Annotated in this window: 12 protein-coding genes and 1 pseudogene; 10 read left to right on the top strand and 3 right to left on the bottom strand. The window is 58.8% G+C overall.

The features are described 5' to 3' along the window. Positions 1 to 418: 418 nt before the first annotated feature. The 4 genes and pseudogenes from rpmH to yidC all read left to right on the top strand — a co-directional run bounded on the left by rpmH (position 419) and on the right by yidC (position 3,234). Positions 419 to 553, top strand: a complete 135-nt coding sequence (gene rpmH / locus SBC1_RS17950) for a 50S ribosomal protein L34 (protein ID WP_006998755.1) — start codon at positions 419 to 421, stop codon at positions 551 to 553. Between the two features lie 53 nt (positions 554 to 606). After that, positions 607 to 1,098: a ribonuclease P protein component gene (rnpA, locus tag SBC1_RS17945; RefSeq protein ID WP_165092993.1), complete on the top strand. Its 492-nt coding sequence runs from the start codon at positions 607 to 609 to the stop codon at positions 1,096 to 1,098. Positions 1,099 to 1,165: 67 nt separating this feature from the next. After that, positions 1,166 to 1,387 (top strand): annotated as a pseudogene (yidD, locus tag SBC1_RS40605) (membrane protein insertion efficiency factor YidD); the annotation flags it as partial. A 170-nt stretch (positions 1,388 to 1,557) separates the two neighbouring features. Further along, the gene (yidC, locus tag SBC1_RS17935) at positions 1,558 to 3,234 is read left to right on the top strand and encodes a membrane protein insertase YidC (protein ID WP_165092992.1); all 1,677 of its coding nucleotides are present in this window, start codon (positions 1,558 to 1,560) and stop codon (positions 3,232 to 3,234) included. Between the two features lie 78 nt (positions 3,235 to 3,312). Here yidC and SBC1_RS17930 read toward each other — a convergent pair whose 3' ends face one another. After that, positions 3,313 to 3,732 (bottom strand): transcriptional regulator, encoded by a 420-nt coding sequence (locus SBC1_RS17930; RefSeq protein WP_165092991.1) that lies wholly within the window; start codon positions 3,730 to 3,732, stop codon positions 3,313 to 3,315. A gap of 312 nt (positions 3,733 to 4,044) precedes the next feature. On the opposite strand from SBC1_RS17930, the gene mnmE reads away from it, so the two are divergent. The 3 genes from mnmE to dinD all read left to right on the top strand — a co-directional run bounded on the left by mnmE (position 4,045) and on the right by dinD (position 6,685). Next, positions 4,045 to 5,433: a tRNA uridine-5-carboxymethylaminomethyl(34) synthesis GTPase MnmE gene (gene mnmE / locus SBC1_RS17925; RefSeq protein ID WP_165092990.1), complete on the top strand. Its 1,389-nt coding sequence runs from the start codon at positions 4,045 to 4,047 to the stop codon at positions 5,431 to 5,433. Between the two features lie 66 nt (positions 5,434 to 5,499). Further along, positions 5,500 to 5,637 (top strand): hypothetical protein, encoded by a 138-nt coding sequence (locus SBC1_RS17920; RefSeq protein WP_165092989.1) that lies wholly within the window; start codon positions 5,500 to 5,502, stop codon positions 5,635 to 5,637. A gap of 391 nt (positions 5,638 to 6,028) precedes the next feature. Then, entirely contained in the window at positions 6,029 to 6,685 is a 657-nt protein-coding gene (gene dinD, locus SBC1_RS17915; RefSeq protein ID WP_243830251.1) for a DNA damage-inducible protein D, read from the top strand. 368 nt (positions 6,686 to 7,053) lie between these two features. Here the strand turns inward: dinD and SBC1_RS17910 are convergent, their stop codons facing one another. Continuing rightward, positions 7,054 to 7,680 carry a LysE family translocator gene (locus SBC1_RS17910; RefSeq protein WP_165092988.1) on the bottom strand — a complete coding sequence of 209 codons (627 nt, stop codon included), beginning with the start codon at positions 7,678 to 7,680 and terminating at the stop codon, positions 7,054 to 7,056. Between the two features lie 540 nt (positions 7,681 to 8,220). On the opposite strand from SBC1_RS17910, the gene sap1 reads away from it, so the two are divergent. Continuing rightward, positions 8,221 to 8,565, top strand: a complete 345-nt coding sequence (gene sap1, locus SBC1_RS17905) for a surface attachment protein Sap1 (protein WP_165092987.1) — start codon at positions 8,221 to 8,223, stop codon at positions 8,563 to 8,565. Between the two features lie 373 nt (positions 8,566 to 8,938). Next, complete coding sequence (locus tag SBC1_RS17900; RefSeq protein ID WP_165092986.1) at positions 8,939 to 9,490, top strand: YaeQ family protein; 552 nt, start codon at positions 8,939 to 8,941, stop codon at positions 9,488 to 9,490. A 25-nt stretch (positions 9,491 to 9,515) separates the two neighbouring features. Here the strand turns inward: SBC1_RS17900 and SBC1_RS17895 are convergent, their stop codons facing one another. Next, positions 9,516 to 9,923 (bottom strand): VOC family protein, encoded by a 408-nt coding sequence (locus tag SBC1_RS17895; RefSeq protein WP_165092985.1) that lies wholly within the window; start codon positions 9,921 to 9,923, stop codon positions 9,516 to 9,518. A 397-nt stretch (positions 9,924 to 10,320) separates the two neighbouring features. On the opposite strand from SBC1_RS17895, the gene ada reads away from it, so the two are divergent. Further along, positions 10,321 to 11,430 (top strand): bifunctional DNA-binding transcriptional regulator/O6-methylguanine-DNA methyltransferase Ada, encoded by a 1,110-nt coding sequence (gene ada / locus SBC1_RS17890; RefSeq protein ID WP_165988740.1) that lies wholly within the window; start codon positions 10,321 to 10,323, stop codon positions 11,428 to 11,430. Positions 11,431 to 11,531 lie beyond the last annotated feature (101 nt).

The raw sequence follows: 11,531 nt of genomic DNA, 5'->3' as shown, positions 1-11,531 counted from the left end.
CGAATGCTGTCGTTAGGGTTTACCGCGAGTCCTGCCGCCGCCCTCGCCGCCACGCGGCGCCAAGGCCCGGTGCGCGCGGGCAAGCGTGCCCCAGAGCCTTGTCCACCATGCTTTTGCAGGCGGTACAGCGGACCGGGACAACATGCGGTTACGTCGGATTGAGCGGAGATTCTAACGCCAAACGCAACCGCGGCGCGAGTTATCCACAGGGACTGACCATGTCGCCGATCGAATCATCAGGCCTGTGGACTTCTTCGAAAACCGCTCGCCATGCCTCGTAACCTATTGACGGTCAATAGGAAAACGGTTTAAATAGCGGGTTCCGCAAAACCCGAATTCCTGTACCACCGGCCGGTGCGTCGCCTTTTACGTCGCTTACGCGTGGCCGGGGGTCCGTTTTTACCCAAGTGAGACCAACATGAAACGCACTTACCAACCTTCCGTTACCCGCCGCAAGCGTACCCATGGCTTCCGCGTCCGTATGAAGACGGCCGGCGGCCGCAAGGTGATCAACGCACGTCGCGCGAAGGGCCGCAAGCGCCTGGCTGTATAAGGTCGCTTTTGACGGCGCACCCCGGCACTCGCCCAGACGCGTGCGACGGCCAGGTGCGCAGCACGACAAGCTCCGGACAGGAAATCAGTCAGTTGCGAGCGAGTGCCGCGTTCCCCAAGGCCGCAAGGCTGCTGAAAACGGATGAATACTCATCCGTTTTTCGTTTGCGCCCTTGGCGCCGGTCCCCGCACTTTGTCCTGTATGGCAAGCCAACAGGCAACGAGGCGCGACTGGGCCTGGTTATCGGCAAGAAGTTTGCGCCGCGCGCAGTGACACGCAATCTGATCAAGCGGTTGGCGCGCGAGGCATTCCGGCTTCGGCGCGCGGAGCTTGGCGGTTGGGACATCCTGCTGCGGTTGCATGCGAAAATTGACCGCAAGGCCATGCCGAGCGCGAAATCGCCGCCGCTGCGTACGTTGTTTCGCGAAGAAATCGACGGCCTGCTTGACCGTGCAGTGCGCGAAGCCGCTCGACGTACTGAAGGCATGGGGGAGCAGGGTGCATCGCCCATCGTCAACGACCCACCCGCGCCTGCGGGCTCATGAGCCGCTTCAGGCGCACACCGGCTTGTCCGGCGTCGACCCGAGCGCGAATTCTATGCAGACGGCACGAATGGCAGAAACGGCGTTGATCGCCTTATTACGCTTCTACAAGGTTGCAGTGAGCCCCATGCTCGGCAATCGGTGCCGCTTTTACCCATCGTGTTCTGACTACGCGCGCGAAGCAATCCAGTATCATGGCGCCGCGCGTGGCTCATTCCTCGCAGCGAAACGTCTGTGCCGCTGCCATCCGTTTTCGGCTGGCGGCATCGATCTGGTCCCCGTGCCTCCGTCCGCCGCCGGCTGCGTTCAGCAGGATGGCGCGTCAGCGGCCGACCCAGTCGAAGACTCTGCCCCGAATTCATCGAATTCGCCAAATCCAGCTTCGTCGGACCCGGCAAATTCAGTGAGTTCAAACCCCCACGGCGCCAATAACGCGCTCTTCGATCGACACTGAGACAACGCATGGATATCAAACGTACCGTCCTATGGGTCATCTTTTTCATGTCGGCTGTCATGCTGTTCGACAACTGGCAACGTGACCATGGGCGCCCGTCGATGTTCTTCCCGAGCGCCGTCCCGACCAAGACGGTCGGCAGCGCTGCACCGGGAACGACGACGCCGGGCACGCAAGCCGCCGATTTGCCGGCCACTCCTGGCGTACCCGGCGCATCGGCCGCGCCTGGTTCGAACGCACCCGCGTCGAGCGCCGCAGACCAGCTCGTGAATTTCTCCACGGACGTCTACTCCGGCCAGATCGATACTCGCGGCGGCACGCTTTCGAAGCTGTCGCTCGTGAAGGAAGGTGACGGCAAGCAGCCGGATCTGTACATCACGCTCTTCGATCACACCGCGACGCACACGTATCTCGCGCGCACGGGCCTGCTCGGCGGCGACTTCCCGAACCACAACGACGTCTTCACGCTCGTACCGGGCAGCCAGACGACGATGGGTGACGGCAAGACGATGTCGATCTCGTTCCAGTCGCCGGTCAAGGGTGGCGTGAAGGTCATCAAGACCTATACGTTCACGCGCGGCAGCTATGTGATTGGTGTGGACACGAAGGTGCAGAACGTCGGCACTGCGCCGGTCACGCCGCGCCTCTATATGGAGCTCGTGCGCGACGATTCGCCGGTGGAAACGCCGCGCTTCTCGCATACGTTCATTGGGCCGGCTGTTTATACCGAGCAGCATCACTTCCAGAAGATGACGTTCAGCGATATCGACAAGGGCAAGGAAGATTTCGCGCCCTCCGCCGATAACGGCTGGGTCGCAATGGTGCAGCATTACTTTGCATCCGCGTGGATTCCGCAGCAGGGCGTGAAGCGCGATATCTACGTGCAGAAGATCGATCCCGCGTTGTATCGCGTCGGCGTGCAGCAGCCGTTGCAGACCATTGCGCCGGGACAGACCGTCGACGTGCAGGCGCGGCTTTTTGCTGGTCCTGAAGAAGAGCGGATGCTGGAAGGCGTCGCACCGGGTCTCGAGCTTGTGAAAGACTATGGCATGGTGACGATCATCGCGAAGCCGCTGTTCTGGCTGCTCGAGAAGATCCATAGCTATGTGGGCAACTGGGGCTGGTCGATTATCCTGCTCACGTTGTTGATCAAGGCGGTGTTCTTCCCGCTGTCGGCGGCAAGCTACAAGTCGATGGCACGCATGAAGACCATCACGCCGCGCATGACGCAATTGCGTGAACGGTATAAGGGCGATCCGCAGAAGATGAACGCGGAACTGATGGCGCTCTATAAAACCGAGAAGGTGAATCCGTTCGGCGGCTGTCTGCCGGTGGTTGTGCAGATTCCGGTGTTCATCTCGCTGTACTGGGTGTTGCTGTCGTCGGTGGAAATGCGCGGTGCACCGTGGATCTTGTGGATTCACGATTTGTCGCAGGCCGATCCGTTCTACATCCTGCCGGTGATGATGGCCGTGTCCATGTTCCTGCAAACGCGGCTGAATCCCACGCCGCCGGATCCGGTTCAGGCCAAGATGATGATGTTCATGCCGCTGGCGTTCTCGGTCATGTTCTTCTTCTTCCCGTCAGGACTAGTGCTGTATTACGTCGTGAATAACGTGCTCTCCATCGCGCAGCAGTATTACATCACGCGCATGATGGGACAGAAGAAGGTCGCCAAGGCTTAAGCTTTTGACCTTCGGTTGGATTGAAAACGCCCGGCTTGCCGGGCGTTTTTGTTTCTGTAAATTGTTTCAGTACGCGCTTTAGCGTTTCCCACCCGCCCCATAAAACTGGTCAATGAGTTCTTCCAGCAAATACCGGTGATGCGGTGAGAGCGCCTCGATCTTCGAAGCCAGTTCGAGCGTCTCTTCGGAGGCCGGATACTTATCGTCGTGCGTGATCGGCTTCGGCGCATTTTGCGGATTCCCGCTCGGCGGTGGTCCGTAATGAAGCCAGTGCTGCTCGACCTTGAACCATTCTGCGAGTGTCGCCAGTTTGTCGGCAGTGGGAATTGAACGCGCGGTCAGCCACTTATGCGTGGTTTGCGGCGAAACGGGTTCGCCGTGATAACGCAAATTGAAATGCAATGCGAGATCGGTAGCGCCGCGCATTTTCTCGGGCGCGCGCGTCATTGAAAATTTGAGCCGATCCGAAAAATCGGTTTTCTCTTTGGGTGTTGGCATGGTCGCGATTGTGCGAGGCAAACGCAGTGGCGGAGTCAACCGCCTACGCTAGATATGGCGCATCTTTCTCATTTTTAGCGCGTTCAGGAAAAACAACACCAGAATGCCGCGATGGTGGATTGATCGGCGTGACCCAATAACGACCACATTTGCACCCAATGAAACGATGCACACCAACAGCCGTTCCGATGGTTCATCATATCCCACATAAGATAAATTAAGAATCATCCTAGCGATTCGTGCGGCGCAGCGAAACGAAAGCGCCGCGCTACAATGCCGCCACTCATTCGCCCGCGTTACGCTCGAAAAACCATGTCCAACCACGACTCCGATCCGATTGTCGCGATCGCCACTGCCCCGGGGCGTGGAGGTATCGGCGTAATCCGGCTGTCGTTCGGCCGAGCGGGTGAAGCAGCGGCGAAGCACGCAATGCTTGCACTATGCGGCCAGTTGCTTGAGGCGCGGCACGCGAGCTATGTGCCGTTCATCGATGCACGCGGCGAGGCGATCGATCGCGGGATTGCACTGTATTTCCCCGCGCCGCATTCCTACACCGGCGAGCACGTGCTCGAGTTGCAGGGGCACGGCGGTCCGATCGTGTTGCAACTGCTGTTGCAGCGAGCTGTCGATACCGGTCGTGAGTTCGGGGTGCGCTTGGCCGAACCGGGTGAATTCACGCGCCGTGCGTTTCTCAACGACAAGCTCGACCTGGCCCAAGCCGAGGCTGTTGCCGACTTGATCGAGGCGAGCACGGAAGCCGCGGCACGCTCGGCAGGCCGCTCGCTCGATGGCGCTTTCTCGCGCGAAATCCATGCGCTTGTGGAAGACGTGATCACGTTGCGCATGCTGGTCGAAGCGACGCTCGATTTCCCCGAGGAGGAGATCGACTTCCTGGAAGCCGCCGATGCCCGCGGCAAGCTCGCCCGCATCCGAGCGTTGCTGGACAAGGTGCTCGCCGATGCTCGTCAAGGCGCGCTGCTGCGCGAGGGGCTGTCGGTCGTGCTCGCGGGGCAACCGAACGTGGGCAAATCGTCGTTGCTGAATGCGTTGGCGGGCGCGGAACTCGCTATCGTCACGCCGATTGCCGGCACCACGCGCGACAAGGTCACGCAGACTATTCAGATTGAAGGCATTCCACTGCATGTGATCGATACCGCCGGCCTGCGCGAAACGCAGGACGAGGTGGAGCGGATTGGTATTGAGCGGACGTGGGGGGAGATCGGCCGCGCCGATGTCGTGCTGCATCTGCTGGACGCACGCGAGGCGCTGAGTGTCGACGATGTAGCAATCTCGGCGCGTTTTCCGGCGGGCGTGCCGGTCGTGCGCGTGTTGAACAAGGCCGATCTGGCGGGCGTGGAGGCATCGGCGGAAACGGCCGCTGATGGCGTGCGCGATGTGCGGTTATCGGCCAAAACCGGCGATGGCATCGCGATATTGCGCAGCGAGTTGCTCAAGATTGCAGGGTGGCAGGCGGGTGCGGAAAGTATCTATCTGGCACGCGAGCGGCATTTGATCGCGCTGCGCTCGGCGCGGGAACATCTGGCGATTGCCGCGGACCATGCAGACCAGAATTCGCAAGCCCTCGATTTGTTCGCCGAAGAGCTGCGGCTCGCGCAGGATCAGCTGAATTCGATCACCGGGGAGTTCAGCTCCGATGATCTGTTGGGAGTGATTTTCAGCCGGTTTTGTATTGGGAAGTAGGCGTGGCGTGGCTCACAGCGTTCCTGATGTAGGATTCCAGAAGAGAAGCCACGCAGGGAGCCCAAAATGGCGAAACCCAAGGGTCTCGATGAAGAGCAAGCAACTCGCTGCCGCAGGCAGATAGCCTTGGCCACCATCGCTGCCGTGATCATTATCGCCGGGCTCTGGCGAACGGCCGTGTGGCTTGGATGGCTTGGCTTGTGATTCGGGCATCTTATTCAGAGCGTCGTGGCAACGCCGAACGAAGTGGGTGAACGCCGGGGCTTCCCCGGCGCCGCTCATCCAAGCCTCAACCGCCTTCTTCCAAGCCACCGCAAACACCCCCGCCCCATCACCAGCGCGCCGCCGGTTCGATTCACCGTACGCTGCACGTCGCCACCGAATTGGCCTGGTTCGCAGTCTGCGACATGGTTGAGAGCAATTCAAAATCGCCTTCAAAGGTGCGTCCACTGCCTTCAGCCGAGCGACAACCGGCAAGAACGTTTGAAGACCCGGCATGGCCCTCATACCTGTACAAAAACACAGTGCAATCAATCGTGAAGGTTGACCAATATCGGCAACCTGCTGCCTTGCCAAGCTGGCCTAGGAGTTGTCTGTGTTGAACAACAAGCCAATAGCGGCGCTGCATCACCGCACCTTTGAGAGCATCAAGCAACTCAACGAAGACGATTCCGAGTTTTGGTTTGCACGCAACCTCGCTCCGTTGCTGGACTATCAAGACTGGCGCAATTTTTTGCAAGTCATTGAAAAAGCGAGGATTGCTTGCGAGCGTTCGGCTCATCCGGTCGGAGACCATTTCGGTGAAGTCACCAAAATGGTCGTACTTGGATCAGGAGCGAAGCGGGCGATAACCGACTTCAAGCTCTCCCGGTATGCCTGCTATCTCATCGTTCAGAACGGTGACCCGTCGAAGCCGGTGATCGCGAATGGGCAAACTTACTTCGCGCTACAAACACGGCGCCAGGAATTAAGCGATGACAAAGCATTCGCCGGCATGTCGGAGGATCAGCGGCGCCTTGTGCTTCGTGGCGAGCTGGTGCACCACAACAAAGCCTTGAGCGCCGCGGCGCGCGATGCTGGCGTGGCAACAACGTTGGACTACGCGGTCTTTCAGGACCACGGGTACAAAGGTTTGTACGGTGGGCTTGGAGCTAAAGATATTCACTCCCACAAGGGTCTGAAAAAGAGCCAAAAAATCTTGGACCACATGGGCAGTATCGAACTCGCCGCAAATCTTTTCCGCGCGACGTAAACGGAAGAGAAACTTCAACGGGATCGGGTGGGCAGCAAGCGTCAAGCGAATCAAACACATTTTGAAGTCGGCAGCAAAGTGCGTCAGACAATCCACGAGCTCGGTGGCACGATGCCAGAGGCTTTGCTTACACCGGAAATGAGCATCCAGCAGCTTGAGCGACAAAAAAAGCAGCTCGAAGAATAAGCTCCTACTCCGTAGACGGTTAAATCGCGCGCGACTGGCGAAACATCCCTCTGGCGGCAGCGCATTTACCGCGGATAGTCTGCTGGGAACCGTGCAATCGAAGCGCGGCAATGCGCTGCCGAATCAAGGCGGGTGCACGCGACAACTTAATTGTCGATATCGCCCGAGCCCGCTCATCCAACTCAAACCGCCCTCTTCCAAGCCGCCGCAAACACCCCCGCCCCCATCAAAAGCGCGCCGCCGGTCCGGTTCACCGTCCGCTGCACGGCGGGCCGCCGAATTGCCCGCCGCGCGACCGATGCGAGCATCGCGTACGCGAACGCATTCGCCGCAGCCAAGCCAACAAACGTCGCCTCCATGATCGCAATCTGCGAAATGCTCGCCACATGCGGATCGATGAATTGCGGCAAGAACGCAATAAAGAAAATGATGCTCTTCGGATTGAGCGTGGTCACCGCGTAAGCATGAGCGACGATCCGTCCTGTTCGCAACTCGGCGGGCGCGCTGACCGCATCGGTATCCATCACGGGCGCGCGCCACAGCTTGATGCCCAGATAAACAAGATATGCCGCGCCCACCCATTTCAGAACCATGAACAATTCTGCCGATGCTGCCAGCAACACGCCAAGCCCGAGCATGGAAGCGGTCATCGACGTAAGGTCGCCCAACGCAACGCCGGCCGTTGTAGCTAGCGCATATTTGCGGCCGTGGCCGAGCGCATAGGAGACAACCAGCAGCACAGTGGGTCCGGGGATAGCAACAAGGATGGCAGAGGCGACCGCGAACGGCAGCCATTGAGCGAGGGTCATGGAAGCTCCTGGTGGAAGCATCGATTAATCCACGAAGATCCGGATCTGACAAGACACTGTGTAAAAACAGCGGAACGTGCAGCCGGCTCGAAGCACGCCGCCGATATCGCAGAGAAAAGCGTCACGCACCAAGTCTCTGACTTGAAACGATTTCATCAGCTAATTCGCTTTTCTGTCGTCGATTTCCGGCTTCGGCACAAATTCTGCTTGGCCCTAACCGGGCTTTGACCAGCGATCTGGCTCGATATTCTGTAGTGTCTCCTCCCTCATTCGTGAGGTTAATGCCCGGTTCCAGCGAACCGGGCATCTTTTATTGTTTTTTCTATATGCGCCGCATCATTAGCGATTTTTGACAACAGCGCCGCGCGCTTAAAGCCGCTTAATCCGAAATATCCAACTGCGACAATCTGTCTTGTTGCGAACGCACACAAGTTGTGCTTGCCTCTTGCAAATTCTCGTCTAGGATAAACGCTGCAGATTAATAACTAGTCACTGAATACATAGCTAAATCCCCGCTCAAGAGTTGCATGGAGGCTATAGATGAAAAAGCGCGCCATTGCTGGTTTTGCGATGATCGGCTTATTGGGCGCGATCACCTCGGTTCAAGCCCAGGACAAGGTGGTCCAGCCGCAACAAACGTTCAGTTTCATGCCTAACGCGTACGGATGTTTATCGAAGGACAAATTCGATTCCGCCGATCAGCACGCCCAGGCAGGCGAGCAACAGAAAATGCAGGAATTCTTCAGCGGGTTTCAATGCTTGCCGACTCCGGAAGGCGCTCATTTCCGTGTAGTACAAGTTGTCGGCCATGATGTCGAATTCGTGAATGCCTCTAACAGCGATACACAGGGCTTGTGGACTGCGGATCGATTTATTAAGCAGTGAATTAATCACATACAGATCACGGTTTAAAAGGATAACGGCGGTGTGCAAATCGCCGCTCGCCTAATCGCGTGATTACTCGCGGAGTGAATTTATTCACGTCCGCTAAGCTGGCGTCATGCGCTCGCAGGGCAGCCGCACGCCGCATCGGCGGCGGCATACGTCAACTCCCACCCGCGCCCCTTTTTTCAGCAACACCTCCCCTCCATCAGCGATTCCCCGCAACGAGCGAACGTGTTCGGTATCATCACGCGTCGAACGTCGTCGAATGTGAATCGGAGCGAGTCAGAACGGGTCGGTATACAGTTGCTCCGCCCGAAACATCAGCTACGAATTCCCCCTTTTTTGGCCTCTCAAACAGGCTTTCCGGTGTTGCATGGCCCTTAAATCCACAATCTACAAAGCTGAACTGCAAATTGCCGACATGGATCGGCACTACTACGGCGACCACGCGCTGACCATTGCACGGCATCCGTCCGAAACAGACGACCGGATGATGGTGCGTGTCGCCGCGTTCGCGTTATTCGCGAGCGAACGCCTGGAATTCACCAAAGGACTGTCCGACACCGACGAACCCGATCTCTGGCAAAAGGATCTGACCGGGCAAATCGAAACGTGGATTGAAGTTGGTCAGCCGGAAGAACGCCGCATCGCGAAGGCGAGCGGACGCGCGGACCGGGTGATCGTCATCGCGTATGGCGGCCGCACCTCCGAAATCTGGTGGCAGGGCGTGAAGGCGAAGGTCGAACGGATGCAAAACGTGACCGTATGGTCGCTCACCGATGGCGTGGCCGCAGCGCTCGGCGCGTTGGCCGAACGGACCATGCGGCTTCAATGCACGGTGCAGGACGGCGAGGCGTCGCTGGGCAGCGCTACGGTCGACCCGGTCGCTATCGACTGGACCGTTTTGAAGGGAAAGCCGCGCTGACTGGATAACTGGGCTCGACCGCCTATCAGGCTTCCGGCGGCCCTTTCAGTTCAACGAGATTGCCTTCCAGATCGAAGAAATATAGCGACGGGCCGAAGCCTTCAGCCCCGTACCGCCGGGCTTCTTCCCCTAGACGCACGCCGTTCTCAAGCAGATGGGCACGCAACGCGGCGGAATCGAACGGTTCCACGCGAAGGCACAGGTGATCCATGTTGTTGCCCGCGCCCGGCGTACCGCTTTCGGGCCGATCGATCTTCGCGCCCACCGCCAGCAGATCGATCAGCGAGCGTCCCGCGCGCATCTGCACCAGCCCAAGCTCACGCTGTTCCTTCTCTACCGGACAGCCCAGCACCGTCTTGTAAAAGCCGACCATGGCGTCAAGGTTGGCACAGCGAATCACAACATGATCAATTTCGCGGATAGGTATTTGCATTGCGTGTCTCCGTTTTAGCGTGCGTTTTAGCGTTATAACAGCCAATGAATGAGCGCAAAAACCAGCGTCGAGTTTAGCGGGTGTTGCGAAACAGCACGGCTATAAAGGTTCCAAAGCGTACAGACGAAAAAAAGCCCACTCGTTGCGGAGCGGGCTGAATCCATATCAGGAGGAGACATGGAGGAGACAGTTCCGATATTACACAGCCGATAGGGTCGATGCAACACTTATCGTAGTAAAAACCCCTATGGTGGTGTTGTGTCGCACCTGTACGTCATTTGTCCATGCGTTCACACCCCCGTCACCCAAGGCCGAAATGACAGAGCAAGATCCGGCGAGTACCTATAGACGTCCGCCTCTAAAGTAGTCACGTACCCTTCGCAAACAGAGGATTGTGATGAAAACCGAACACAGTACCGCCACTCTTTCCAACGATGAAACCCGTTGGAACGCCCTGTTGAGCCGCGATCCGAGCGCCGACGGCGAATTCTTCTACGCCGTTCGCACGACCGGCGTGTTCTGCCGCCCATCGTGCGCATCGCGGCAGCCGCGGCGTGAAAACGTCGAATTCTTCAATACCCCGCAGCAAGCCGAAGCCGCCGGTTATCGGGCGTGCAAGCGGTGTCAGCCGGGTAGTCTGTCGCGCGAACTGGCCATTGTGGAGCGGGCGTGCAAGGTGCTCGACGCCGATCCGCAACAACGCGTCACGCTCGCGGAATTGAGCCGCGCCGTGCATGTCAGTCCGTTTCATTTGCAGCGGCTGTTTTCACGTGTTGTTGGCGTGTCGCCACGGCAATATCAGGCCGCCCGTCGCGCGGATACACTGCGCGGTGCGCTCCAACGTGGCGACGACGTGACGCGTGCCATGCACGACGCCGGCTTCGGTTCGACATCGCGGATGTATGACGCCGCGCCCGCCGAGCTGGGGATGACGCCATCGACGTATCGACGCAAGGGAGCCGGGTTAGTCGTGCATTTCGCGACCGCGCAGACGGCGCTTGGGATCGTGCTGGTCGCGGCAACGGCAAAGGGCATCTGCAAGATCGCTTTCGGCGATAACCCGGCCGCGCTCGAAGCCGAACTGGCGCAAGAGTTGTCGGACGCCGAACGGATCGAGGATAAGGCGCGGCTCGCACCGTTTATCGTGCAGATTGACGCCTATCTGCGCGGCACGCGTGAGCACTTCGACCTGCCGCTCGATATCAGCGCGACGGCATTTCAGCAGCGCGTATGGGATGCGTTACAGAGGATTCCATACGGCCAGACGCGCAGTTATACCGATATCGCCGAAACGCTTGGCTCGCCGCGGGCGGTGCGGGCGGTGGCGAATGCGTGCGCGTCGAACCCGGTGGCGCTCGCTATTCCGTGTCATCGCGTGGTGCATAAGGATGGCGCGCTGGCGGGGTATCGATGGGGAACCGCGCGCAAGGTCGCGTTGTTATCGGCGGAAAAGGAGCATCGGGTGGCAGCGCCGCTTGAAACCGTCGACGCGGGGGATCTGGGTTGATGGTGCGCGCTCGGCTCGCGGCTTTCGGCATCATCCAAACCACATTGACCGATACGATGCCGATTAGTATCCCGATTCTCCCTGCTTTCGAACGCGCCTAA

It is taken from the genome of Caballeronia sp. SBC1, assembly GCF_011493005.1.
GTDB lineage: Bacteria > Pseudomonadota > Gammaproteobacteria > Burkholderiales > Burkholderiaceae > Caballeronia.
The sequence above is the reverse complement of the archived record's forward strand: the minus strand, read 5'-3'. Positions and strand labels throughout refer to the sequence as shown.

Excerpts from the sequence above, each read along its gene's own strand:
- SBC1_RS17920 (WP_165092989.1), top strand. The coding sequence starts at position 5,500 with ATGGCGAAACCCAAGGGTCTCGATGAAGAGCAAGCAACTCGCTGCCGC.
- rpmH (WP_006998755.1), top strand. The coding sequence starts at position 419 with ATGAAACGCACTTACCAACCTTCCGTTACCCGCCGCAAGCGTACCCAT.
- SBC1_RS17930 (WP_165092991.1), bottom strand. The coding sequence starts at position 3,732 with ATGCCAACACCCAAAGAGAAAACCGATTTTTCGGATCGGCTCAAATTT.
- sap1 (WP_165092987.1), top strand. The coding sequence starts at position 8,221 with ATGAAAAAGCGCGCCATTGCTGGTTTTGCGATGATCGGCTTATTGGGC.
- SBC1_RS17910 (WP_165092988.1), bottom strand. The coding sequence starts at position 7,680 with ATGACCCTCGCTCAATGGCTGCCGTTCGCGGTCGCCTCTGCCATCCTT.
- mnmE (WP_165092990.1), top strand. The coding sequence starts at position 4,045 with ATGTCCAACCACGACTCCGATCCGATTGTCGCGATCGCCACTGCCCCG.
- SBC1_RS17900 (WP_165092986.1), top strand. The coding sequence starts at position 8,939 with ATGGCCCTTAAATCCACAATCTACAAAGCTGAACTGCAAATTGCCGAC.
- SBC1_RS17895 (WP_165092985.1), bottom strand. The coding sequence starts at position 9,923 with ATGCAAATACCTATCCGCGAAATTGATCATGTTGTGATTCGCTGTGCC.
- yidC (WP_165092992.1), top strand. The coding sequence starts at position 1,558 with ATGGATATCAAACGTACCGTCCTATGGGTCATCTTTTTCATGTCGGCT.
- ada (WP_165988740.1), top strand. The coding sequence starts at position 10,321 with ATGAAAACCGAACACAGTACCGCCACTCTTTCCAACGATGAAACCCGT.